The organism is Streptomyces sp. BL1 (genome assembly GCF_057628045.1).
Genome location: NZ_JBXYWZ010000002.1, coordinates 131,870 through 155,139 on the forward strand (window position 1 = coordinate 131,870; position 23,270 = coordinate 155,139).

Here is a 23,270-nt window from a genome sequence, read left to right on the forward strand (position 1 = left end):
CCTGGTCGCGCCGGGGGCTCGGCCGAGGTCAGTGGCGGCCGTGCGCCGTGTCCGAGAGGCCGCCGAAGAGCCGCGCCACGAGGCGGAAAGGCAGCGTGACGACGGTGGCGATCGCGCCGCCGATCGTCCGCACGATGTCGGCGAGGGCTCGGAACATGGTGGGCTCCACTCAAGGTCGGGGCCGTCGGTGTGTGCCCGTTCCGGGTCCCCGTGAGGCCCCGCGTGAAACGTCGCAGGGGCCTCAACGCCCGTCCTGCCGCTGCCCGGAGGAGCTGTCGACGGGCGGGTGGAGCGCCCCGTTGGCGTGGGCGTGGGCGAACTCGTCCAGCAGCCGGTCGGAGTCCGTGAGCAGCACCCCGTAGGTGGGCCAGGCCGCGGAGTCCTCGCCGCCGTCGGCCAGTTGGCGCTGCCGGGACCGCGCGTCGTCCAACGTGGCCTCCATGGGCCCTTCCTGGTCACCGTCCTCGGCCACCGCGCCGATGTAGCCGGGCGCCTGGGCGATGGTCTCCAGAAGGTCGGCGTACGAGGAGAGGAACTGCCTGTCCGGCTCCGGGGTTTCCTTGTCGTCGAGGATGCGCAGCAGCGCGTAGCTGATGCTGCGCATCTGTTCGCCGGCCCGGGCCATGGCCTCCACGAGGGTGCGGTAGCCGGTGAAGCTGGTGGGCGTGGAGCGGCGTACGAGGCGGCGCGGGTTCCAGATGACGCTCTCCGAGCCCGACTCGACGGCCTGCCGGGCGTTCGTCACGCAGCGGTCGAGCTCCCGTGAGCGCGCCAGCCAGTCGGCGACGGTGTCGCGCTCGGGCATGCCCTGGCGCAGCCCGTCGGCGACGTCGTTGAGCAGGGAGCACAGGGCCTGGGAGACGTTGGTGATGCCCTGGGCCGCGGCGCGGTAGCGCAGCGGGGGCAGGACGAGCATCGCCACGGCGAGGCCGACCGCCGCGCCGAGCAGGGCCATGGAGATGATCTCCCAGAGGGTCGAGGCGGGGGTGCAGGAGAGGGCGTTGAAGGCGAAGACCGCGGCGACGGAGACCTGCAGGCCCTGGCTGCCGAGCCGTTGCCAGCGGCCGACGACGAGCGCGACGGCCAGCATCACGGCGAACGCCCAGGCGTTCTGCCCCATCAGCGGCCCGGCCGCGCCGGCCGCCAGGACGCCGATGACGACGGCGAGGACGTAGCGCAGCGTCTGGGTGAGGGAGCGGTAGGCGGTGGATTGCACCACCAGCAGCGCGGTGAAGGGGGCGTAGGTCGGCTGGGCCGAGGCCACCCCGTATTTGGCGAGCATCCAGGCGATGACGCCCGCCAGGCCGCTCTTGAACAGCAGGAAGAGCGTCTCGCGTTCGGGGCCCGCGTGGGCGCGGGCTCTGCGCAGCCCGTCCGCGAGCCGTTGCGCGGCGCGGCGCGTGTGGCCTGTAGCCCGGCCGGTACGCCCGTGCCGCTCGCCGCTCTCGCGCTCGCCGTTGTGCTGGGCGCGGCTTTCCTGGGCGCTGCTCTCCTGGGCGGGCTGTTCCGCCTCGTTCCGGGACATCGGGTGCCGCCTTCCGGGCGGCCGGGCCCGTGTCGGGCCCGGCCGCTTCTCTGCGTACGGGTTCTGCGGTCGCTCGCGCCGAGCGGTCAGCTTCGCCCGGCGGCCTCCGGTGCCGGGACCCGACACGCCGTCAGGTCGCGGGAGGGGCATACGGGTTGGCGTGCGGCCGGGGCGGGGCCGGTGGTCAGGCGGTGGTGCGGTGCGCGGTGGCGGGGATGATGGCGTAGTCCTGCTGGAAGACGAGGTTGTGCACGTCGGCGGCGGCGATGGCGCGCAGCGTGCACAGTTCGGCCTCGGCCTGCGCGGGGGTGAAGACGTTCAGCGGCCAGTGCCCGACGGTGCCGCCGCGCAGGTGGGGGTGGTGGAAGCCGGCGCCGTAGTAGGCGGAGAGCCGTACGGGGGCGAGTCCTGCCGCGACCTGTTCGGGCCAGTGCAGCTCCCAGGCCGCCTCCAGGCTTCCGTCGTCGTGGCGGTGCAGGCCGGTGAATCCGCTCTCGCCGGTGCCGAGCAGCAGATGGCGGTCGATCTCGTCCAGTACCTGCTGCGCGTGCGCCTCCAGGAGCTGGACGGCCTGCTCGAAGAGCTGCTCCTTGGCCGCGCGGCTCTCCTGCGCGGGGGCCGGTGCGTGACCGTGCGTGCCGTCACGCAGATCGGCGAAGTGCCGCAGGAGGGCGTCGGTGTAGGCGGGCGAGTCGGGCGCGTGCGTGGTCATCGGCATCTCCGCGTGCGGACGTGGGGGCTGTTCCGTACCGGCAGCGAGTCCCAGGCCCGACGCCCGGGAAACCTCCACCGCGCTGCCTGGCGGCCGCAGGCCGGGACACGGCCCCCCGCAACGGCTCGTGGGCCGGGCCCCTCTCATGAGGGGCCCGGCCCACGGGTGTTGGGGCGTTGCAGGGCGGGCGTCGGAGCAGCGCCCAAGCGTCACGCGTCGCGGAGTTCGAGGTCTTCCAGGGAGCGGCCTGCGGTTTCCTTGATGAAGACGATGGTGAAGAGGAACGCGAGGACGCCGGTGACGGCGAAGATTCCGAAGACCGTTCCGGCGCCGGCGGCCAGGAGTACCGGGAAGAGCAGCGAGACGAGGAAGTTGGAGGCCCAGTTGGCGCCGGACGCGGCGCCGACTCCGACGCTGCGCACCCGCAGCGGGAACAGTTCGGGGAGCATGACCCACAGCAGCGGGGCCCAGCTGAGCGAGTAGGCGGCCTTGAACAGCGCCAGGCACAGGACCGCGAGGACCTGGCCGACGGTCTCGTCGAGCAGACCGAAGTGGAAGACGGCGCTGAGCGTCGCCATGCTGGCGACCATCATCACGAGCCCCGTCAGCAGGAGGGGTTTGCGGCCGACGCGGTCCACCAGCCTGCCGGCCACGAAGGTCACGACGATGGACAGGACGCCGAGTCCCACGCTGTTGAGCAGCGCGGCCGAGTCGCCGAAGCCGGCGGCCTTGAGGATGGTCGGGGCGTAGAACACGATCGTGTTGCTGCCGATGACCTGCTGGATGACGGCCATGGTCAGGGCGATGAAGAGCATGCGGCGGACCCTGCGGTCCTTCCACAGGTCGCGCGCGCCGGCGGTGTGCTGCCGGGCGGCCCGGTCGATTTCCTCGAGTTCGGTGGCGACGTCCTCCGGCGGGTGGAGGCGGGCGAGGACCGCACGGGCCTCTTCGGTGCGGCCGTGGGTGAAGAGCCAGCGGGGCGTCTCGGGCTGGAACCACATGCCGAGGAAGAGCAGCATCGCGGGCAGGACGGCCAGTCCGAGCATCCAGCGCCAGGCGGCGGCGTCGGAGAGGGCGAAGGCGACGAGGTACGAGGAGAAGATGCCGACCGCGATCATCATCTGGTTCATGGAGCTGACGCGGCCGCGGATGCGGGTCGGGGCCAGTTCGGACAGATAGCTGGGGATGGTCGAGGAGGCGACACCGACGGCGACACCGGTCGCCGTACGGAAGGCGATCAGCCACCACGGTCCGGTGGCCAGGGCCATGCCGAGCGCTCCGGCGGCGAAGACGACGGCCGTGCCCAGCAGTACGGGCCGGCGGCCCCAGCGGTCGGTGGCCGGGCCCGCGCCGAAGCAGCCGGCTATCGCGCCGATCATCAGGGAGCTGACGAAGGCGCCCTGCATCCACGAACTCAGGTGCAGTTCACGGGTGATGAAGAGCTGCGCCCCTGCGACGATGCCCATGTCGTAGCCGGAGAGCAGGCCGCCGAAGGCGCCGCAGATGTAGAGCAGCACGGCGCGCGGGCCGCGCTGCGCGGCGTGCGGACCGAGGGGTGCGCCCGCGGGGTCCGGTGTCCGCGGCGCGCCCTGTCCGGTGGCTGGTGGGTGCATGCCCGTGCTCCCTCACTGTCCCGAGGTGGTGGAAGAGATCCGCGGAACGTGCCGACGGGGCAGGACAGTCGGGCCCTCGGCGGGGCTGGGCCCCGGGGCGCTGCGGTACCTCGTCGTGTTCCGCCCCCTCATTAACGTCAATGCTTCGTCGTATTTCAAGGGGGTCGTGGCAACGCCGTCGAATTATGTGTGAGCTCTTGACATAAATGTGCGCTGCCGCCGAGCATTCCTGCATGGCAGCGGTCAACAACCAGTCCGCTCTGCGGCAGTTGCGGCAGGGCAATGTCGAGCGGGTGCTCCAGGTGCTGCGCTCCCGGGGCCCGCAGAGCCGGGCCGATGTGGGGCAGGCGACGCGGCTGTCGCGCACCACTCTCTCAGGCATCGTCGGCCGTCTCCTCGAGGACGGCGTGCTGGTCGAGGAGCCCGGACCGCGTACGCCGTCGAGCGGGCGCGGCCGGCCCGTCCAGCTGCTCTCGCTCAACCCGCGCTCCGCGCAGTCCCTCGGCATCGAGATCGGCCGGGAGCGCATCAAGGTCGTCATCGCCGACGCCGCGCACGAGATCAAGGCGACCGGCGGCGCCCACACCACGCCCCGCGCGGACGCACGCACCCAGGCCCGTACGGCGGTCGGCCTCGTACGGGAGCTGGCCGGTCGCGACGGTATCGACCTGCGCGCGGTGACGGGCGCCGGCATCGGCACGCCGGGTCCCGGCGAGACCGCGGAGCGCTCGGCCGGTACGGTCGCCGGCGCCGCCGACGCGCCCGCCGTGCCGCGGCACCGGCAGACCGTGGCGGACGCCGTGTCCCAGGAGTTCGGGGTGCCGGTGCTGGCCGACAACAACAGCCGGCTGGCCGCGCTGGGCGAGGCCATCTGGGGTGCGGCGCGGGGCGGCGGCGACGTGCTGTACGTGGCGCTGTCCTACGGCGTCGGCGGCGGACTGGTCGCGGGCGGCCGCCTCTTCCGCGGCGCGCACGGCGCGGCGGCGGAGGTCGGACACATCAGCGTCGACCCGGACGGCGCCAAGTGCTGGTGCGGCGGCCACGGTTGTATGGAGCTGACCGCCGCGGTGCCCGCCCTGCTGCGGGCCGGCGGCCGGCGCAGCTGGGAGCGCTTCCGCGGGGCCCTCGACGCCGGCGAGGAGCGGGCGTGCGAGGCGCTGGAGCGGGCGGCCGTCGCCGTGGGCCGTGCCCTGGCCGCGGCCTGCACCACCGTCAACCCCGAGCGCATCGTGCTGGGCGGTGAAGTCGCCGCGCTGGGGCCGGTGTTCCTCGACGCCGTACGGGCCTCCTTCCGGCACTCCTCCCCCACCCGCGTGCACCGCGGCGTGACCCTCGTGCCCGCGTCGCTGGACGACCGGGGCGGCGCGCTCGGCGGACTCGCGCTCGTACTGCAGGAGTCGCCGCTGCTGGCCGGATACAGCGGACTGCTGCCGAGCCACGACGACTCCGGTACCGGCACGGACACCGCGGAGAGCCCCGCGGCCGACGGCACCTCCGTCCCGCCCGGGGACGGCTGACGGACGCGCCACCACCCCGCACAAGCGCCCCAACACCCTTGCGCCACACAGCCCCTGCACCACGTACCCCTGCGCTCCGCGAGACCGCTGAACAACGCGAAAGGCCCGACCGTGCGGCACAACATGCTCTTCCTGATGACCGATCAGCACCGGGTGGACACCCTCGGCTGTTACGGCAACCCCCACGTACGGACGCCGAACCTCGACCGGCTCGCGGGCGAGGGCACCCGGTTCGACAGCTTCTACACGCCGACCGCCATCTGCACCCCGGCCCGGGCCAGCCTGCTGACCGGTGCGGCGCCCTTCCGGCACAAGCTGCTCGCCAACTACGAGCGCAACGTGGGCTATCTGGAGGACCTGGGCGCGGGCCAGTTCACCTTCTCCGAGCAGCTGCGCGACGAGGGCTACAACCTGGGGCTGCTCGGCAAGTGGCACGGCGGGGTCAGCCGCAACGCCGCCGACTACGGCTTCGACGGCCCCGACCTGCCCGGCTGGCACAACCCGGTGGACCACCCGGACTATCTCGCGTACCTGGAGGAGAACGGCCTGCCGCCGTACCGCATGACCGACCCGGTACGCGGGACGACGCCCAACGGCAGCCCCGGCAATCTGCTCGCGGCCCGGCTCCACCAGCCGGTCGAGGCGACCTTCGAGTACTACCTGGCCACCCGCACCATCGAGATGCTGCACCGGTACGCGGAGGAGGAACAGGGCCCCGACGCCAAGCCGTTCTTCCTCGCCACCCACTTCTTCGGGCCGCACCTGCCGTACATCCTGCCCGAGGAGTACTACGACATGTACGACCCCTCGCTGGTCGAACTGCCCGCCTCCGTCAGCGAGACCTTCGACGCCAAGCCCCCCGTGCAGAGCAACTACAGCGCGCTGTGGGCCTTCGACACGATGCCGCTGGAGGAGACCCGCAAGCTGATCGCCGTCTACTGGGGCTATGTCACCCTCATCGACGAGCAGATCGGCCGCATCCTCGACACCATGCGCGAACTCGGCCTGGAGGACCGTACGGCGGTCTTCTTCACCGCGGACCACGGCGAGTTCACCGGCTCGCACCGGCTGCACGACAAGGGCCCGGCGATGTACGAGGACATCTACCGCATCCCCGGCCTGCTGCGGGTGCCCGGCGCCGAACAGGGCCAGGTGCGCGACGAGTTCGTGTCACTGACCGACTGCACGGCCACCATCCTCGACCTCGCCGGGTCGGACACCAGGCCGGCCGTCGACAGCCGCAGCCTGCTGCCGCTGGCGCGGGGCGAGCAGCCGGAGTGGGCGGACCACCATCTGGCCGAGTTCCACGGGCACCACTTCCCGTATCCGCAGCGGATGCTGCGCACCCGGCGCTACAAGCTGGTCGTCAACCCCGAGTCGCACAACGAGATCTATGATCTGCAGACCGACCCCGACGAACTGCACAACCGCTACACGCACCCGGACCTGGCGGACATCCGCGCGGAGTTGACGCGCACGCTGTACGACCTGCTGCGGGAGCGCGGCGACAACTTCTTCCACTGGATGACCCCGATGTACGACGTCGAGACCGACTACGACACGACCCTCTCCTCCTTCGAGAACGGCGACAGCGCGCCCGACGCGCCCGCGCCCGCCGCCACCGGGAGGCCCAGGTGAACAGCTGCTGCGCGCCGGGCCGTTCCGGCGGTCCGGCACCCTCGCCCGGTTCCGCTTCCGCTTCCACCGAGACCCGGACCGGGTCGCCCGAGACCGACGTGCGGGAGGCGTACCGTACGCGGGTCGCGCTGCCCGGCGGCACGTTCCGGATGGGCAGCGAGGACGCTGACGCGAACACCGGCGACGCCGAGGGGCCCGTGCGCGAAGTGACCGTCGCGCCCTTCGAGATCGACGCGTTCGCGGTGACGAACGCCCGCTTCGCCGCGTTCGTGGAGGCGACCGGCCACCGCACCGAGGCGGAGGGGTACGGCTGGTCGTACGTGTTCGCCAAGTTCCTTCCCGGGCACCTGCGCAAGATCTCTCCCAGGCCGGACGCCGCCCCGTGGTGGTGCGGTGTGGAGGGCGCGCTGTGGAGCGCGCCCGAGGGGCCGGGCAGCGGTCTCGACGGGCGCTGGGACCATCCGGTCACGCACGTCTCGTGGGCGGACGCGCGCGCGTTCTGCGCCTGGGAGGGCGGCAGGCTGCCGACCGAGGCGGAGTGGGAGTACGCGGCGCGCGGCGGCCTCGACGGGGCCCGCTACCCGTGGGGCGACGAGCTGACACCCGGCGGTGAGCACCGCTGCAACATCTGGCAGGGCCGCTTTCCCTTCCGCAACACGGCGGAGGACGGGTACGCGGGGACCGCTCCCGTCGACGCGTTCGAGCCCAACGGGTTCGGGCTGTACAACGTGGCGGGCAACGTGTGGGAGTGGTCCGCGGACCGCTGGCACCCGGACAATGCCGAAGTCCGTGCCATGCGCGGCGGTTCGTACCTGTGCCACGACTCGTACTGCAACCGCTACCGCGTGGCCGCCCGTACGGCGAACACCGCCGACAGCTCCACCGGCAACCTCGGCCTCCGCGTGGTCCGCGACCCGAGCTGACGGGCCACTCCCGTGGCGGGGGTCCCCTCGCCACGGTTGTGGCCCGCGCACCGCGCGCGGGGCGTAGGCGGCGCACGCCGGGCGGGGCGGTGGTGGTGCCCGGGGCTCTACGCCGGGGCGTGCTCCGGAGTGCGGCGCCGGGCGGGAAACGCCTGTTGGGGGCGGGTGTCCGGAGGGGCCGGTGCGCGACGTGCGTACGGGGCCTGCCGGCGGTGAAGCTGCCCGGGCATGGTTCCCCCTCCGGCCACCATCACGACATCGCGTGTTCACGTTGCCGCTCTTCGCTCCGGGTGTCAGCAGGAGCTTCCGCACCGTGAAGCTCCGCCGTTCCGGCTGTAGTTGACGCCTCGACACCAAGGACGACACGTGAACCGCATCAGGCGTTCCAAGAAGGTCTCAGGTGTTGCCGCGCTGACCGCCGCCGCGGCGCTGGCACTCGGCGCGTGTGGCGGCGGGGATGCCGGCGGCGGCTCGGGAGACGGCAAGGAGCTGTCGGGGAAGGTGAAGGTCGACGGCTCCAGCACGGTCGCCCCGCTGTCGACGGCCGCTGCGGAGTTCTTCGCCGAGGAGCAGCCCAAGGTGCAGGTGACCGTGGGCACTTCGGGCACCGGCGGCGGTTTCGAGAAGTTCTGCGCGGGCGAGACGGACATCTCCGACGCCTCCCGTCCGATCGAGGACGACGAGAAGGCGGCGTGCGAGAAGAAGGGCATCACGTACGAGGAGCTGGCGATCGCCAACGACGCGCTGACGGTCGTGGTGAACAAGGACGCGAGCTGGGTGAACTGTCTGACCACCGGCCAGCTGAAGAAGATGTGGCAGCCCGGTTCGAAGGTGAACAGCTGGAAGCAGATCGACCCGGAGTTCCCGGACGAGCCGCTGAAGCTGTTCGGCGCGGGCACAGACTCGGGCACCTTCGACTACTTCACCGAGGCCGTCAACGGCGAGGAGGGCGCGTCCCGTACGGACTACAGCCCCACGGAGGACGACAACGTCACCGTGCAGGGCGTCGCCGGCTCCAAGGGCGGTCTGGGTTACTTCGGCTACTCCTATTTCGAGGAGAACCAGGGCGAGCTCAAGGCGTTGAAGATCGACGGCGGTGACGGCTGTGTCGCGCCGGGCGTGAAGACCGCGCAGGACGGCACGTACAAGCCGCTGTCGCGCCCGCTGTTCATCTATCCCACCGCCAAGGGGCTGGAGCGGCCCGAGGTGTCCGGCTTCGTGGAGTACTTCGTCGAGCACCACGCCGAGGTCGCCGAGGACGCCAAGTTCATCCCGCTCAACGCCGAACAGGACAAGAAGGTGGACGCCGACTTCAAGAAGCTGAAGGACGCGGCAAAGTGAGCCACGGAATCGCCCCGAACGCGCCGCGACGGTCGCTGCGGCGCAGCCGCCCGCGGTACGGCGAACGGGCCGTGCAGGGCGTGCTGCTGGCCGCCGCGCTGGTGTCGGTGGGCACCACGGCCGGCATCGTGGTGGCGCTGATCCCGCCCACCGCGGAGTTCTTCGGACGGGTCGGTGTGGGCGAGTTCTTCACCGGCACCGAGTGGACGGCGCTGTTCGCCAGTCCGGAGTACGGGGTGCTGCCGCTGCTCGGCGCGACCGTGCTCATCACGGCCATCGCGCTGCTGGTGGCGCTGCCCGTCGGGCTGGGTGCGGCGGTGTACTTGAGCGAGTACGCGGCGGCGGGCACCCGCAAGGTGTTCAAGCCGCTGCTGGAGGTGCTGGCCGGGATCCCCACCGTGGTCTACGGGTTCTTCGCCTTCGCGTTCATCACCCCGCTGCTGCAGGACTGGTGGCCGGGCGGGACGGGGCCGGAGGTCAAGAACGCCCTGTCGGCCGGTCTGGTGATGGGCATCATGATCGTGCCGACCATCGCCTCGCTGGCGGAGGACGCGATGTCCGCGGTGCCGCAGTCGCTGCGGGACGGCGCGTTCGCGCTCGGTTCGGGGCGGCGCACGGTGTCGCTGCGGGTGGTCATGCCGGCCGCGCTGTCGGGCATCATCGCGGCCTTCGTGCTGGGCATCTCGCGGGCGGTCGGCGAGACCATGATCGTGCTGATCGCGTCGGGTGCCCGCCCGGACTTCACGCTCAATCCGCTGCACGAGATGCAGACCATGACGGCGTTCATCGCGCAGGCCGCCTCGGGCGACGTGTCGACCGCGTCGTTCGAGTACAAGACCATCTTCGCGGTCGGCGCGCTGCTGTTCGCGCTCACCTTCGTGATGAACATGATCAGCATCCGGCTGGTGCGCAAGTACCGGGAGGTGTACGAGTGATGAGCTCTCCCCCGACGGCGCCGCCGAAGCCGGAAGGCCCCGCGCCGCCCGCACCACCGGTACGGGTCTCGCTGACCGGACCGCGCTTCCGGCCCGGCGAGAGCGTCTTCCGCTGGCTGCTGCTGGCGTGCCTCGCCGTCGGCATCGCCTTCCTGGCCGTGCTGCTGGCGTACATCCTCATCGAGGCGTGGCCGCGGCTGGACGCACGGCTGTGGCAGAACTTCCCCTCCGTACGCAGGCCCGAGAAGGCCGGGGCCCAGTCGGCGATCCTCGGCACCATCTGGGTCATCGCCTTCACGGCGCTGTTCTGTCTGCCGACGGGCATCATGGCGGCCATCTACCTGGAGGAGTACGCCGATCCGCGGCGCTGGTACAACCGGCTGATCGAGCTGAACATCCAGAACCTCGCCGCCGTCCCCTCCATCATCTACGGCATCCTCGGCCTGGGACTGCTGGCCCGCCAACTGGCCCTGGGCACAACGGTGCTGACGGCGGCTCTGACGCTCTCGCTGCTGGTGCTGCCGGTGGTCATCATCTCCTCGCGGGAGGCCATCCGGGCCGTACCGCAGTCCATCCGGCAGGCGTCGCTCGCGCTGGGCGCCACCCAGTGGCAGACCGTCAGCCGTCAGGTCCTCCCGGCGGCCGTGCCCGGCATCGCCACGGGCTCCATCCTCGCCCTGTCCCGCGCCATCGGGGAGGCCGCACCGGTCATCATGCTCGGCGCGATCACGTACGTGGCCTTCAACCCGGAGGGACTGCAGAGCGCGTACACCGTGCTGCCGGTGCAGATCTACAACTGGATCGGCCAGTCCCGCGAGGAGTTCCACCACCTGGCGGCCGCGGCGATCGTGATCCTGCTGGCCGTCCTGCTCGTCATGAACGCCGCCGCGATCTGGCTGCGCAACCGCTACACCAAACGGTGGTGATCCCCATGAGCGACAGTGCCCCCACCCCCCTCACGCCGCCGTCGGAAAGCCGGGAGGGCCAGCCCGTGCAGGATGCCGCGACCGTCGCCGTACGTCTGGGCAAACGGCGGCCCGGCCGGCCCGAACCCTCCCTCGGGGACCCGGTCTTCCACCTCTCCGACCTCGACGTGTGGTACGGCGACCACCAGGCCGTACGCGACGTGACACTGACCATCGGACGCCGCCAGATCACCGCGATGATCGGCCCGTCCGGGTGCGGCAAGTCCACCGTCATCCGCTGTCTGAACCGGATGAACGACCTCATCCCCACCGCACGCATCACCGGGAAGGTCGCCTATCACGGCGAGGACCTGTACGAGGCGGAGATCGACCCGATCGAGGTGCGCCGCCGTATCGGGATGGTCTTCCAGAAGCCCAACCCGTTCCCCAAGTCGGTCTACGACAACGTCGCCTACGGGCCGCGCGTCAACGGCCTCAAGGGCGACCTCGACGAGATGGTCGAAGAGGCCCTGACGAAGGCCGCGTTGTGGGACGAGGTCAAGGACAAGCTGAAGTCCAACGCGCTCGCCCTCTCCGGCGGCCAGCAGCAACGTCTGTGCATCGCCCGCACCATCGCGGTGCGGCCCGAGGTGATCCTGATGGACGAGCCCTGCTCCGCGCTCGACCCGATCGCCACCGCCCGCATCGAGGACCTGATGGCGGAGCTGGCGCGGGACTTCACCATCGTCATCGTCACGCACAACATGCAGCAGGCGGCCCGCATTTCGGACTACACCGCCTTCTTCACCGCGGACGTCGACGAGGCGGGGGTGCGGCACGGCCGGCTCGTGGAGTACGACACGACCGAGAAGATCTTCGAGAATCCCGGCGACCCGCGTACCGAGGCCTACATCACCGGACGCTTCGGCTGACCCGTTTGCGGCCCCGAGGAGGAAGGGTGCCACCCCAGGCAGAACCGCGCGCTGGCGCTGGTCGCCCGCCCCTACCGGCTCACCGAACTCCTGCCGCGGCCCCGTCGCACCGTACGGGCCGGTGAGGGCGCGCGCGGTCGGGCCGCGCGCGCCCGTGGAGGATCAGCCGTGGTCGGCGGCCGCGGGGCGGTCCACCGTGCTGGTGACGGTGCTCGTGCCGGTCGCCGGACTCGAGGCCTCCATGCGTTCCAGGACGTCGAGGACGTGGTACGCGAAGGCCGCCGAGGCGCGGTGCGGGCCGCCCTCCAGGTGCTGCGCGAGGTCGACGACTCCCAGCGCGCGGAAGGGAGTTCCGGGCGGCGGCGCGGTGGGGGCGATGACGGGTGTCAGCTCGCGCCAGTCGTCGTCGCCGCGGCGCTTGAGGCGTACGGGCAGGTCGAAGTGGTTGGGGTCGGGCAGTTGGAGGGTGCCCTCCGTGCCGTAGATCTCCAGGTGCGGGACGTTCGTGTCCCAGACGTCGAAGCTGTACATGGTCGTGGCCAGCGCACCGGAGGCGAACTGCAGCACAGAGGTGGCGTGCGTGGGCACGGTGACGTCGATCGACTCCACGCGGCGGTCGGGCGCGGTGACGGCTATGCGCTCCTCGGCGACGGTGGAGGCGCCCATCACGGTGGCGACCGGGCCGAGCAGGTTGACCAGCGCGGCCACGTGGTACGGGCCCCAGTCCAGTACGGGTCCGCCGCCCGGCTGGAAGAGGAACGTCGGGTCCGGGTGCCACCGTTGGGCTTTGGAGGAGCGGACGAAGCTGGTCGCGGCGAAGGGCCGGCCGATCATCCCCTCGTCCAGCGCCGCCCGTGCGGTCCGGCCGGCGGCGCCGAGGAACGTGTCGGGGGCTCCCCCGAGTACGCGGCCGGTCTCCTCGGCGGTGGCCATGTTGCGGCGGGCCAGTTCGGTGGTGGCCGCGAGGGGCTTCTCGGTGTAGACGTGCTTGCCCGCGCGCAGGGCCGCGTCGGTGAGCGGGGCGTGGGCGCCGGGCGGGGTGATGTTGACGATGATGTCGATCGAGTCGTCGGCCAGCAGTTCCTCGGTGGTGCCCCAGGCGGGGATTCCGTGCTCCTCGGCGGCGGACCGTGCCCGGTCCTGGTCGAGGTCGGCGACGCGGGTGACGGGCAGCTGCGGGAAGCCCGCGAGGCCGGTCGCGTACGCCTTGAAGATGGTGCCGGTCCCGAGGATGCCGACGGTGAACTTCCTGCTCTCGCCCATGAAGTGACTCCCGGTCACGATGACGGGCCCCGGACGTCGGGGGACGGTCCGGGGCAGCGGATGATGCGGGGGACGAGATCACCGCTGCGAAGCGGCTTCAGGAAACACCGCGGCACCATGGGTGTCAAGGGCCTCGTGTGCGGCGGGTGTTCGGGGCCGGGCCCCGAGGATCCCCGGCTCCCTGGGCGGGAGCCCCGCCGCGCCTCTGGGCCGCCGCGCTTCAGGGGCACGGCTCGCCGTGGGGTTTGCGCAGTTCCCCGCGCCCCTGAACCCCGCCCCGCTCGAGGCCGGCAGCGCTTCACGGGCACGGCTCGCCGTGGGGTTTGCGCAGTTCCCCGCGCCCCTTATCCCAAGCGCCGACCCTCCCGGTTACGGGTGGAGCAGGGTGCTGATGCCGTCCGGGGAGAGGGCGTGTTCTACGGCGAGGACGCCGCCGCCCGCGCAGCCCGCGTCCGCGCCCAGCGTGCTCGGGCCCAGCGCGAGGTTGCGGGTGGCGAGCGGGAGGGCGCGGCGGTAGACGACGGACCGTATCCCGGCGACGAGGTCGTCGCCGACGGTGGCGAGGGTGCCGCCGATGACGACGCGGGCGGGGTTGTAGACGTGCACGAGGAGCGCGACGACCTCGCCGATGGGGGCCGAGGCCTGCCGCAGCACCCGTAGCGCGGCCGGGTCTCCCTGTCGTACGAGCGCGGTCAGGTCCAGCGCGTCGGCCCCTGCCGGGGAGGTGGCCGGATCCGCGAACTCGCCGCGTTCGCGGCGCAGTTGGGCACGCATCGCGGTGGCGGAGGCGGCGGCCTCGACGCAGCCGGTGTTGCCGCAGTGGCAGGCCGCCTCCTGGGTGCCGGGCGCCGGCAGGTGGCCGATGTCGCCGGCCGCGCCGTCGGCCCCGCGGTGCAGTTCGCCGCCGGCGGAGACGAAGCCGCCGCCGATGCCGGTGCCGACCTTCACGTACAGCAGCGGTGTCTCCCCGGCGGGCAGCGTACGGGCCTCACCCAGGGCCATGAGGTTCACGTCGTTGTCGACCAGTACGGGGCAGCCCAGGCGCGCCGCGAGAACGTCGGCGACAGGGTGGCCGTCCCAGCCCGGCATGATCGGCGGCCGTACGGGGGTGCCGCTCGCGTGGTCGACAGGGCCTGGCAGGCCGATGGCGGCGGCGCACAGGACGCCGGGACCCAGCCCGGTGCGGGCGAGGAGGGCGTGCAGCTCGTCGGTGATCCGGCCGAGGACGGTCCGCGGTCCGTCGGCGACGTCGAGGGCGATCTCGGCCTGGGCGAGCGGGTGTTGGGACAGGTCGGCGATGCGCAGCCGGGCGTGGTGCGCCCCTACGTCGGCGACCGCGACCAGCCCGGCCTGCGGGTTCAGCGCCAGGCGCAGCGGCGGCCGGCCGCGTCCTGGGCGCTCGACGGTGCCGCCCTCGACGACGACGCCGGCGGCGATGAGGGCGTCCAGGTGCCGGGTGACGGTGGAGCGGGCCAGCCCGGCGGTGGCGACAAGTTCCGCGCGGTGCACGGCCGTTCCGGAGGCGATGAGGCGGGCCAGCGTGCTGTAGAGCAGGCCGCCGCCGTCCCGGAACCGCAGCGCGGGCACGGTCAGCCGGGGTACGGGGGCGGGCCGCGGCGGCGGGGCCGCGAGTCCGGTGGCGGGGCTGGGCTGGCTGTCCATGCGGGGCAACGTACGCCCCGCGCCCGGGATTTGCGTATCCCAAGATGCAGAATTCTTTCTCTTGCCAGCCATATTTCGGCCCTCTACGGTCCTGAACCGGGACGAGACACCGCCGGCGAAGTGCGTTTCACCTCGCACGAGCCGAGCCTGCACGAGCCGAAACCCGCACGAGGCGAAGCCCGCACGAGCCGCAAGGAGGGCGCCGCCGTGGCGCCGCCCTCAGCGGCAAAGGCAGCACGTTCGGGCAGCACGTTCGGCAGCGACGGCACGGCCTTCGGCAGCATCAACGGCCGTCGGAGGGCGCCCGAGCGCTGTCCTCCGACGCCGTCCCCTCCTCAATCCGCCGGTCCGCCTTGTGTGTTGCCCCGCCCGCGGGGCCGCCGCGCCCTTGGGCCGGCGGCACCCCACCACCCCCTCCAGAAAGGAATCCGCCATGTCCCAGCCGCACGCCGCCCTTTCCGTCCAGCTCTACTCCGTCCGCGAGGCGCTCGCCGCCGACCAGGACGGCACCCTCGCCCGCCTCGCCGAGCTGGGCTACCGCCACGTCGAGCCGTTCGGCTTCGGCTCCCCGCAGGCCTCCCCCGCCGAGCGTGCCGAGAAGGCCCGCACCCTCCGGGCCTCACTGGACGCCGCAGGGCTCGAAGTCTCCTCGCTGCACGCCGCGTTGGCCGCCGGTGACCTCGCCCCGCTCGTCGAGGAGTGCCGCATCCTGGGCACCGACACCGTGTTCGTGCCCGTACCCGAGCTGGTCGAGGGCTTCGAGCGGAACGTCTTCTCCGACCCGGACCGGCTCCCCGCCTTCGCCGCCCGGCTGGCGGAAGCGGCCGAGGAGCTCGCGGCCTCCGGCATCCGGCTCGGCTACCACAACCACGAGTTCGAGTGGGCCGGACTGCCCGACGGGCGCGTGGGCTACGACGTGTTCTGGGAGCTGGCCGGTGACCGGCTGCTCGCCGAACTGGACGTGTACTGGGCGACGGTGGCCGGCCAGGACCCGGCCGCCGTACTGAAGCAGCTGGGCGAGCGCGCCGTCGCCGTACACCTCAAGGACGGCCCCGCGCGGCGCGGCGAGCCGCAGACCCCGATCGGCACCGGGGACGTCGACGTACCCGCCGTACTCGGCTCCGGCGCGCCGCTCGCCTGGCACATCGCCGAGATCGACAGCACCGACGAGGACGCCTTCTCGCTGCTCGCGCAGAACCGCGCAGCCCTGCTCGCCCACGGCCGTACGGCCTCCTGACTCCCCTGCTGCGCTCGCCGGTTCCAGCGATGACAGCGGCTCCGGCGACTCCCGCGGTTCCAGGTTCGCAAGGAGGCGATCCATGGCCCTCAGCACGTCCTCGACCCCGTCCCCCACCCCGCCGTCCGCCCCGGAGGACGCGACCGTACAGCCCCGCAAGGGCCTGATATCCGCCATGGCGGCGGCGCAGGCCGGGCTCTACATCGCGCTGCTCACCCCCGTCTACTCAGCCCTCGCCCTCAAGATCCAGACCCTGGTGCCGGAGGGCGAACAGGTCACGGCGCTGGCCACCGTCACCAGCGCCGGCGCCGTGGCCGCGTTCCTCGCCAACCCCGTCTTCGGGCGCATCAGCGACCGTACGACCGGCCGCTTCGGCCGGCGCCGCCCCTGGATGGCGACCGGCGTCCTCGGCCTGTTCGTCTGCCTCGCGGTGCTCGCCGTGGCGCCCAACGTGCCGGTGATGGCGGTCTCCTGGTTCTTCGCGCAGACCTTCGCCAACGCCGCGCTGGCCGCGTATCTGTCCTCGATGGCCGACCAGGTGCCGCACGCACAGCGCGGCAAGGTGTCGGGCCTCATCGGCCTGATGCAGAACATGGGCGTCCTCGCCGCCGCCTACGCGGGGCACTGGCTGGGCAGCGACATGCTGATGCTGTTCCTGGTGCCGGGGCTCATCGGCCTCGCGGGCGTCGGACTGTACGTACTGATCCTGCCCGACCGGCCCCTGACGCGCCGCCCGCCGCCGGAGGGCGGACTGCGCACCGTACTGCGTACGTTCTGGGTGAGTCCCCGTCAGCACCCCGACTTCGCCTGGGCGTTCGTGTCCCGCTTCATGGTCATCCTGGCCTCGCACATGTTCACCACCTACCGGCTGATGTATCTCCAGCAGGAGATGGACATGGAGACCGCCGAGGCGACCGGGGTGATGGCCATCGGCGTCCTCATCTACACCGTCGTCCTGATGATCGGCTCCCAGGCGGCGGGCTGGGCCTCGGACAAGCTCGGCCGCCGCAAGATCTTCGTCGGCGGCGCGACGGTCGTCTTCGGCATCGGCACCGCGATGCTGGTCCAGGTGGACGGCGTCACCGGCTTCTACCTCGCCGAGGCGGTGCTCGGTCTGGGGTACGGGATGTACATCGGCGTCGACCTCGCCCTGGTCGTCGACCTCCTCCCGGACCCCGACAACGCGGCGAAGGACCTCGGCGTCTTCAACATCGCCAACGCGGGCCCGCAGGCCCTCGCCCCCGGCCTGGCCGGCATCCTCGTCAGCACGGGCAACGGCCACAACTACGGCACGATGCTCACGGTCGCGGCCCTGGTCTGCCTCATCGGCGCCCTGGCAGTCCTCCCCATCAAAAAAGTCCACTAACCCCCACCCCCGCCCCGCTCCGGCCCCCACCGGGCCCGGAGCGGGGCGCTGCGCGCGCCTCCTGGGAACCGCTCGCTTGCAGCCCTTGTTTACAGCGTAAATTTACGCAACTATGTCTATATACGCGCAATGCAGACATCACTGCGCACCTCACAGGCGGGATCGACAGCAACTCGCCCCCACGGGGACCTCCCAGAAGAAGCCGCAGCGAGCCGGAAAAGGGCCTCGCGAAGGAGCAGGCGGCCGAGCAGAAAGACTTCGCGGTAAGCGTGGTCACCAGCGAAGAATTCGGCGTGAAGAGCGCGACCTCACGTACACGAATAGCTCCGCCGAGACAAGCGACTACGAGGTCAGCGTTCGGTACCTCGACACCGGCGAAAAGCAGGTGGGGGAAGACCAGCGAATTGGAATTGGCGTCAGAGGAAGCGGCCAAAGCAGAGATCGCTTCCGTGGACCGCGCGCAAAGTGCCCCGTGACCAAATCCCCCATCCCCTCACAACCTCCGGACCCACGCTGACAGAGCGCGCATCCGGGACCAAGGATCCCGCCGGGCCAATACCCGGTAGGAGACCCCGCAAGGGAAAAGCGCCATGAACACCAAGACATACCGCAGGGCAGCAGCTGCAGCCGCCGCCGCATTCGCCCTTACCGCCGGAGGCATCACCCTCGCCGCCTGCGGCAGCAGCGCCGTCGAATGGAGCGTGTACAACGACGCCGTCGCCGACATGAACACGAACAGTGATGCCCTCGCTGAAGGCGACATCACCGACGCCGAAATCAAGGAAATGGCCACCCAGCTCGACAAGCTCCCTGACTCCAAGTCGTCGAACGTCAACAAGGAAGTAAGCGACCTGGCAAAGTCCATGCGCACCGTCGCGCCTTACATGGCCGACGACGGCGCGAAGATGGACGACGACCCCTTCTCCGGGCTCGCCGCCGTCGAGGACATGGGGACCCAAATAGAACAGCTCGACACGGCCCTCGCCGAGGACGCGCCGCAAAGCGTCTATGACACCTTCGCCCTTCCCGCGGACCCGTTGGGGGAAGCCGTTCCGGAAGACGGGACGACGGTGCCAGAAGACGAGTCGACGGACACCCCCGATAGCGGTCCGGAATCCACCGCCCCGGCAGAGCCCGATGCCATGAACGACGTGTCACTCGGCTCGGTCCACACCGACGAGACAGACGACCGCGTCAGCGAAGTAACCTACACCAACAACAGTGAAGAGGCGTCCGACTATTACGTTGAGTTCCGTCTCGTCGACAAGGGCGGTGTTCAAATCGGTGAGGACTTCGACACGGTCACCGCAATCGAGCCCGGTGCCACGGCCAAGAGTGAGCTGTTCGGCCTCGACCCGGAAGTCTCCAAGGTGGAAGTCATCTCGGTTGACCGCACCCCCGCCGGGAGCGAGGGCTTCTAGCCCACCCCGCAAAAAGGCCCCCGTCACGAGACGGGGGCCTTTCATCTGTCCACCCACAGTGGGATTCCCGGCCGGACCGGTGTGAGGGTTATGCCGGTTGGTGGGTGGGGTGGGACTGGTCTTCTTCCAGGAGGCGGGTGGTGATGGATTCCAGGGCTCGGTCGAGGGCGGCGCGGTCGGACGGGTCGGTGATGTCCCAGTCGTCGATGCGGGAGCCGACCCACCGCAGCCACGCCGCCTTGATCAGGTCGGCTTCGCGCTGCCCCGCGGGCGTCAGCGTGAGGCGTACGCCGTCGAAGCGGGCCAGCCCGTTCTGCGCGGCCTGTTCGAAGGCGGGGGCGAGGATCTCGTCGGGGACGCGGCAGGTACGGGCGATCGCGTCGAGCCGCGCCTCGCCCTGTACGCGCGTGCGCCACTGGATCTGGCCGACCACCCAGGCCTGGCCCGGAGTGAGTCCGCTGCCGGAGTCGGCGAGGATGCGCAGCCCGGCGCCCGGGTCCTTCTTGCGCAGCAAGTTGGCGAGGGAGCGCTCCAGTTGCTTGTCGGTGTCGCCGGTGTCCGGCGCGGCGAAGCCCTCGCCCATGTCGCTCGCGCCGGCCCGGGCGCTGTCGCGCAGCGGCACCTCCTTGAGGAACCACGCGACGAGGAAGCCGACGACGGCGACGGGAACGACCCACTGGAACACGTAGTTGATGGTGTCCGCGTACGCGTTGATGATCGGCGTGGCCTGGGCCTCGGGCAGCTGTCCCAGGCTCTTGGGGTTCTCCGCCGCGGCGGGCGGGACGCCGGGCGCCCGGGCGAGGGCCGCGCGCAGGTTGGGTTCGAGCTGGTTGTTGTAGAGCGTGCCGAAGACGGCGGTGCCGAACGAGCTGCCGAGGGTGCGGAAGAAGGTCACGCCCGAGGTGGCGGCGCCCAGTTCGTGGTACGGGACGGTGTTCTGCACGGCGATGGTGAGCACCTGCATGGCCAGGCCGATGCCGAGTCCCAGGACGAACATGTAGAGCGATTCGAGCGCCGTACCGGTGGCCGGGCCCATCGTGGACATCAGATACAGGCCGAGCGCCATCACGGCCGTACCGGCGACGGGGAACATCTTGTATCTGCCGGTCCTGCTGACGACGACGCCGGAGAGCAGGGACGTACCCAGCAGGCCGGCGACCATGGGCAGGGTGCGCACGCCGGACATGGTGGCCGAGACCCCGTCGACGTACTGGATGTACGTGGGCAGATACGTCATCGCGCCGAGCATCGCGAAGCCCACGATGAAGCTGAGGACGGAGCAGACGGTGAAGACGGGGCTGCGGAACAGATGCATGGGGAGCATCGGTTCCTTCGCCCGCAGTTCGACGAGGACGAAGCCCGTCAGCAGCACCACCGAGCCGGCGAACAGGCCGATGATGGTCGCCGATCCCCACGCGTACTCGTTGCCGCCCCACTCCAGGCCGAGGATGAGGCCGGAGGCGCCCATCGCGACGAGGGCGATGCCCAGATAGTCGATGACCGGGCGGACCGCGGCCTTCACGGAGGGGATGGTCGCCGCGGCCATCACGATCATGACGGCGGCGAGCGGGATGTTGACGTAGAAGCACCAGCGCCAGGAGGCGTGGTCGGTGAACAGGCCGCCCAGGGTGGGGCCGACGACCGTGGTGACGCCGAAGACGGCGCCGAGCGCGCCCTGGTACTTGCCGCGTTCGCGCAGCGGGATCACGTCGGCGATCAGCGCCATGGCGGTGACCATCAGGCCTCCGCCGCCGATGCCCTGGACCGCGCGGCCGACGATCAGCATCAGCATGCCGTTGGCGGCGCCCGCGACGACCGACCCGGCGACGAAGACCACGGCGCTCAGCTGGAAGAGGATCTTCCTGCCGAACAGGTCGCCGAACTTGCCGACCAGCACCGTCGACACCGTCTCGGCCAGCAGGTACGCGGTGACCACCCAGGCCATGTGCCCGCCGCCGCCCAGGTCCGCGACGATCGTGGGCAGCGCGGTGGAGACGATGGTCTGGTCGAGCGCGGCGAGCAGCATGCCCAGCACGATCGTCACGAAGACGATGTTGGTCTGGCGGTGGCTGAGGGCGGGCGGTGCCGAGGGGGCGTCCGGGGCGGCGACAGTTGTGGTCAATGTCTTCGTCCTTACAGCACGGGTCGCACAAGCCTTCCTGCGCCGCTTCCGCGCCGCCAACGGGCCCGGCGTACGAGTGACGGGCCGCGCGACCGACGCGCGGCGCCCGCGTCACGGGACCCGTGTGCACGGTGTGGCTCCCGTGACGGCTGTGACCTGGTGCCGGAGGACCGGGAAGCGGAGTCGGTCCGACCTCGCGCGCCCTCCGGGAGGAGTGACTAGCGTGGGACACAACGGGCAATCCGCCTAACTGGAAGGAGTCGGGCCATGGTTGTGCAGCGTGAGGGGATGCCCTGCTGGGCCGACGCGATGTTCACCGATCTGGAGGGCGCGAAGAGTTTCTACGGCGATGTGCTGGGCTGGACGTTCGGCGAGAGCGCGACGGAGTACGGCAACTACACGCAGGCGTACTCGGACGGGAAGGCGGTGGCGGCCATCGTGCCGCCGATGCCCGGCGCGGACGAGCACTCGGCGTGGTGTCTGTATCTGGCGTCCGCGGATGTCCAGGCCACCGCGCGGAAGGTACGGGAGAACGGCGGCGAGGTGCTGATGGAGCCGATGCAGGTCGGCGACTTCGGCTCGATGCTGCTGGCGAAGGATCCCAGCGGTGTCGTCTTCGGCGCGTGGGAGGCGGGCAAGCACGAGGGCTTCGAGGCACTGGCCGTGCCGGGCGCGTACTGCTGGGCCGAGATCTACACCCGTGACACGGAGAAGGCGGACGCCTTCTTCCCGGCCGTCTTCTCCTACAGCACCCAGCAGATGGAAGACGACGTGATGGACTTCCGGGTCTTCAACCTCGAGAGCGGGCCCGCTCTGGGGCGGATGAAGATGACGGAGGACTTCCCGCCGGAGGTCCCGGCGTACATCAACGTGTACTTCACCGTCGAGGACTGCGACGCCGCGGTGACCAAGGCGACCGAGCGCGGCGGGCGGCTCGATTTCGGGCCGATGGACACGCCGTTCGGGCGCTTCGCGGCACTGAGCGACCCGCAGGGCGCGTCGTTCTCGGTCATCGACATCACGAAGACGCAGGGCGAGATGCCCAAGCTCACCGACGTCGGCTGACGCGCGACGGGCCTCGGCCGCTGCCCCCTGTCCCGCTCTCCGGAGCCGGGGCAGGGGGCGTTCGCGTACGGACGTACGCACGGGGCGGGGCCGGTTCAGTCGCGGGGTGCGCCGTCCGGGCGGGGTGCGGCGAGGGCCGCGCCGACGATGCCCGCGTTGTTGTGCATGGCGGCCGGCTCGATACGCGCCCGTACGCCGCTGATCAGCGGCAGGAACTGGTCCGCGTGTTTGCTGACGCCGCCGCCGATCACGATCAGCGAGGGCGACAACAGCGTTTCCACGTACTGCAGATACTCCTCGACGCGGCGGGCCCATTTGTGCCAGCTGAGGTCCTTCTCCTCCTTGACGGCGGAGGAGGCGCGGCGTTCCGCGTCCTTGCCGCGCACCTGGAGGTGGCCGAACTCGGTGTTGGGGACGAGCTTGCCGTCGGTGAAGAGCGCGCTGCCGATGCCGGTGCCGAAGGTGAGCAGCACGACGACGCCGTCGGTGCCGCGGGCTGCTCCGAAGCCGGCCTCGGCCATGCCGGCGGCGTCGGCGTCGTTGACGACCTCGACGGGGAGTCCCGTGGCGTTGGCGAAGCGGCTGCGCGCGTCGTCGCCGATCCAGTCCTCGTCGACGTTGGCGGCGGTGAGGGTGCGTCCGTCGCGTACGACGGCGGGAAAGGTGATGCCGAGCGGCCCGTTCCAGTCGAACTCGCGCACCAGTTGCTGGACGACCTCGGTGACGGGCCGGGGCTTCGCGGGATGCGGGGTGGGGATCCGGACGCGGTCACGGGTCAGCTCACCGGTCGTCAGGTCCACGGGGGCGGCTTTGAGTCCGGAGCCGCCGATGTCGATGCCCAGAGCGTGTTCAGCCACGCCCCCGAACCTACCGGCGCCTCTCCCCGACCGCGCCTCCCGACACCTGCCGGACCTCCGGCCGGGTGCCGTCTCCCCGGCGGGCCGCTGTTCCGCCACCGCCGGGTCCGCTCCACGGCGGGGAGGCGTGGCGGCCTGGGCGTCGTTATTTCGCTTGTCAGTACAACATCAACACCTGCAGGCTTGCTGCTCACGTGCGTGAACGGGGCGCACACAGGGATTTGGGGAGGACGCGA

Annotated in this window: 19 protein-coding genes; 11 read left to right on the forward strand and 8 right to left on the reverse strand. The window is 71.2% G+C overall.

Annotated features, from left to right (window positions below; all coding sequences use genetic code 11):
- Positions 1-28: 28 nt before the first annotated feature.
- The 4 genes from AC3AGO_RS00790 to AC3AGO_RS00805 all read right to left on the reverse strand — a co-directional run bounded on the left by AC3AGO_RS00790 (position 29) and on the right by AC3AGO_RS00805 (position 3,850).
- On the reverse strand, positions 29-157 hold the full coding sequence (locus AC3AGO_RS00790; protein WP_487818102.1) for an LPFR motif small protein: 129 nt from the start codon (positions 155-157) through the stop codon (positions 29-31).
- 84 nt (positions 158-241) lie between these two features.
- Positions 242-1,525 carry an FUSC family protein gene (locus AC3AGO_RS00795; RefSeq protein WP_487818103.1) on the reverse strand — a complete coding sequence of 428 codons (1,284 nt, stop codon included), beginning with the start codon at positions 1,523-1,525 and terminating at the stop codon, positions 242-244.
- 184 nt (positions 1,526-1,709) lie between these two features.
- On the reverse strand, positions 1,710-2,237 hold the full coding sequence (locus AC3AGO_RS00800) for a hypothetical protein (protein ID WP_487818104.1): 528 nt from the start codon (positions 2,235-2,237) through the stop codon (positions 1,710-1,712).
- Between the two features lie 209 nt (positions 2,238-2,446).
- A complete protein-coding gene (locus AC3AGO_RS00805; protein ID WP_487818105.1) occupies positions 2,447-3,850 on the reverse strand; it encodes a sugar porter family MFS transporter in 1,404 nt (467 codons plus the stop codon).
- Between the two features lie 233 nt (positions 3,851-4,083).
- Between AC3AGO_RS00805 and AC3AGO_RS00810 the strand changes: the two genes are divergently transcribed.
- The 7 genes from AC3AGO_RS00810 (at position 4,084) to pstB (ending at position 12,041) form a co-directional block, all read left to right on the forward strand.
- Entirely contained in the window at positions 4,084-5,367 is a 1,284-nt protein-coding gene (locus AC3AGO_RS00810) for an ROK family transcriptional regulator (protein WP_487818106.1), read from the forward strand.
- Between the two features lie 123 nt (positions 5,368-5,490).
- A complete protein-coding gene (locus tag AC3AGO_RS00815; protein WP_487824500.1) occupies positions 5,491-7,005 on the forward strand; it encodes a sulfatase family protein in 1,515 nt (504 codons plus the stop codon).
- Positions 7,002-7,928, forward strand: coding sequence for a formylglycine-generating enzyme family protein (locus tag AC3AGO_RS00820; protein WP_487818107.1), 927 nt, complete (start codon positions 7,002-7,004; stop codon positions 7,926-7,928). The genes AC3AGO_RS00815 and AC3AGO_RS00820 overlap by 4 nt, the downstream gene beginning before the upstream one ends.
- Positions 7,929-8,294: 366 nt before the next feature.
- The gene (locus AC3AGO_RS00825; protein ID WP_487818108.1) at positions 8,295-9,269 is read left to right on the forward strand and encodes a PstS family phosphate ABC transporter substrate-binding protein; all 975 of its coding nucleotides are present in this window, start codon (positions 8,295-8,297) and stop codon (positions 9,267-9,269) included.
- Entirely contained in the window at positions 9,266-10,204 is a 939-nt protein-coding gene (gene pstC, locus AC3AGO_RS00830; RefSeq protein ID WP_487818109.1) for a phosphate ABC transporter permease subunit PstC, read from the forward strand. Before AC3AGO_RS00825 ends, pstC begins: the two co-directional genes overlap by 4 nt.
- Positions 10,204-11,130, forward strand: a complete 927-nt coding sequence (gene pstA, locus AC3AGO_RS00835) for a phosphate ABC transporter permease PstA (RefSeq protein ID WP_487818110.1) — start codon at positions 10,204-10,206, stop codon at positions 11,128-11,130. The genes pstC and pstA overlap by 1 nt, the downstream gene beginning before the upstream one ends.
- A gap of 5 nt (positions 11,131-11,135) precedes the next feature.
- Positions 11,136-12,041: a phosphate ABC transporter ATP-binding protein PstB gene (pstB, locus tag AC3AGO_RS00840; RefSeq protein WP_487818111.1), complete on the forward strand. Its 906-nt coding sequence runs from the start codon at positions 11,136-11,138 to the stop codon at positions 12,039-12,041.
- Between the two features lie 162 nt (positions 12,042-12,203).
- Here the strand turns inward: pstB and AC3AGO_RS00845 are convergent, their stop codons facing one another.
- Both AC3AGO_RS00845 and AC3AGO_RS00850 read right to left on the reverse strand, forming a co-directional pair.
- On the reverse strand, positions 12,204-13,304 hold the full coding sequence (locus tag AC3AGO_RS00845; RefSeq protein WP_487818112.1) for a Gfo/Idh/MocA family protein: 1,101 nt from the start codon (positions 13,302-13,304) through the stop codon (positions 12,204-12,206).
- A 369-nt stretch (positions 13,305-13,673) separates the two neighbouring features.
- A complete protein-coding gene (locus tag AC3AGO_RS00850; protein WP_487818113.1) occupies positions 13,674-14,966 on the reverse strand; it encodes an ROK family protein in 1,293 nt (430 codons plus the stop codon).
- A gap of 433 nt (positions 14,967-15,399) precedes the next feature.
- Here AC3AGO_RS00850 and AC3AGO_RS00855 point away from each other — a divergent pair, with 433 nt between their 5' ends.
- From AC3AGO_RS00855 to AC3AGO_RS00865, 3 genes are all read left to right on the forward strand, one after another.
- The gene (locus AC3AGO_RS00855) at positions 15,400-16,203 is read left to right on the forward strand and encodes a sugar phosphate isomerase/epimerase family protein (RefSeq protein WP_487818114.1); all 804 of its coding nucleotides are present in this window, start codon (positions 15,400-15,402) and stop codon (positions 16,201-16,203) included.
- Between the two features lie 82 nt (positions 16,204-16,285).
- Entirely contained in the window at positions 16,286-17,569 is a 1,284-nt protein-coding gene (locus tag AC3AGO_RS00860) for an MFS transporter (protein ID WP_487818115.1), read from the forward strand.
- Between the two features lie 590 nt (positions 17,570-18,159).
- On the forward strand, positions 18,160-18,990 hold the full coding sequence (locus AC3AGO_RS00865) for an FxLYD domain-containing protein (RefSeq protein WP_487818116.1): 831 nt from the start codon (positions 18,160-18,162) through the stop codon (positions 18,988-18,990).
- Positions 18,991-19,078: 88 nt separating this feature from the next.
- Here the strand turns inward: AC3AGO_RS00865 and AC3AGO_RS00870 are convergent, their stop codons facing one another.
- On the reverse strand, positions 19,079-21,112 hold the full coding sequence (locus AC3AGO_RS00870; protein ID WP_487818117.1) for an MDR family MFS transporter: 2,034 nt from the start codon (positions 21,110-21,112) through the stop codon (positions 19,079-19,081).
- Between the two features lie 267 nt (positions 21,113-21,379).
- On the opposite strand from AC3AGO_RS00870, the gene AC3AGO_RS00875 reads away from it, so the two are divergent.
- Positions 21,380-22,177 (forward strand): VOC family protein, encoded by a 798-nt coding sequence (locus AC3AGO_RS00875; protein WP_487818118.1) that lies wholly within the window; start codon positions 21,380-21,382, stop codon positions 22,175-22,177.
- A 95-nt stretch (positions 22,178-22,272) separates the two neighbouring features.
- On the opposite strand, the gene ppgK is transcribed toward AC3AGO_RS00875, so the two are convergent.
- Positions 22,273-23,034 (reverse strand): polyphosphate--glucose phosphotransferase, encoded by a 762-nt coding sequence (gene ppgK, locus AC3AGO_RS00880; RefSeq protein ID WP_487818119.1) that lies wholly within the window; start codon positions 23,032-23,034, stop codon positions 22,273-22,275.
- Positions 23,035-23,270: the final 236 nt, after the last annotated feature.

Excerpts from the sequence above, each read along its gene's own strand:
- AC3AGO_RS00790 (WP_487818102.1), bottom strand. The coding sequence starts at position 157 with ATGTTCCGAGCCCTCGCCGACATCGTGCGGACGATCGGCGGCGCGATC.
- AC3AGO_RS00795 (WP_487818103.1), bottom strand. The coding sequence starts at position 1,525 with ATGTCCCGGAACGAGGCGGAACAGCCCGCCCAGGAGAGCAGCGCCCAG.
- AC3AGO_RS00800 (WP_487818104.1), bottom strand. The coding sequence starts at position 2,237 with ATGACCACGCACGCGCCCGACTCGCCCGCCTACACCGACGCCCTCCTG.
- AC3AGO_RS00805 (WP_487818105.1), bottom strand. The coding sequence starts at position 3,850 with ATGCACCCACCAGCCACCGGACAGGGCGCGCCGCGGACACCGGACCCC.
- AC3AGO_RS00810 (WP_487818106.1), top strand. The coding sequence starts at position 4,084 with ATGGCAGCGGTCAACAACCAGTCCGCTCTGCGGCAGTTGCGGCAGGGC.
- AC3AGO_RS00815 (WP_487824500.1), top strand. The coding sequence starts at position 5,491 with ATGCTCTTCCTGATGACCGATCAGCACCGGGTGGACACCCTCGGCTGT.
- pstA (WP_487818110.1), top strand. The coding sequence starts at position 10,204 with ATGAGCTCTCCCCCGACGGCGCCGCCGAAGCCGGAAGGCCCCGCGCCG.
- pstB (WP_487818111.1), top strand. The coding sequence starts at position 11,136 with ATGAGCGACAGTGCCCCCACCCCCCTCACGCCGCCGTCGGAAAGCCGG.
- AC3AGO_RS00845 (WP_487818112.1), bottom strand. The coding sequence starts at position 13,304 with ATGGGCGAGAGCAGGAAGTTCACCGTCGGCATCCTCGGGACCGGCACC.
- AC3AGO_RS00850 (WP_487818113.1), bottom strand. The coding sequence starts at position 14,966 with ATGGACAGCCAGCCCAGCCCCGCCACCGGACTCGCGGCCCCGCCGCCG.
- AC3AGO_RS00855 (WP_487818114.1), top strand. The coding sequence starts at position 15,400 with ATGTCCCAGCCGCACGCCGCCCTTTCCGTCCAGCTCTACTCCGTCCGC.
- AC3AGO_RS00860 (WP_487818115.1), top strand. The coding sequence starts at position 16,286 with ATGGCCCTCAGCACGTCCTCGACCCCGTCCCCCACCCCGCCGTCCGCC.
- AC3AGO_RS00865 (WP_487818116.1), top strand. The coding sequence starts at position 18,160 with ATGAACACCAAGACATACCGCAGGGCAGCAGCTGCAGCCGCCGCCGCA.
- AC3AGO_RS00875 (WP_487818118.1), top strand. The coding sequence starts at position 21,380 with ATGGTTGTGCAGCGTGAGGGGATGCCCTGCTGGGCCGACGCGATGTTC.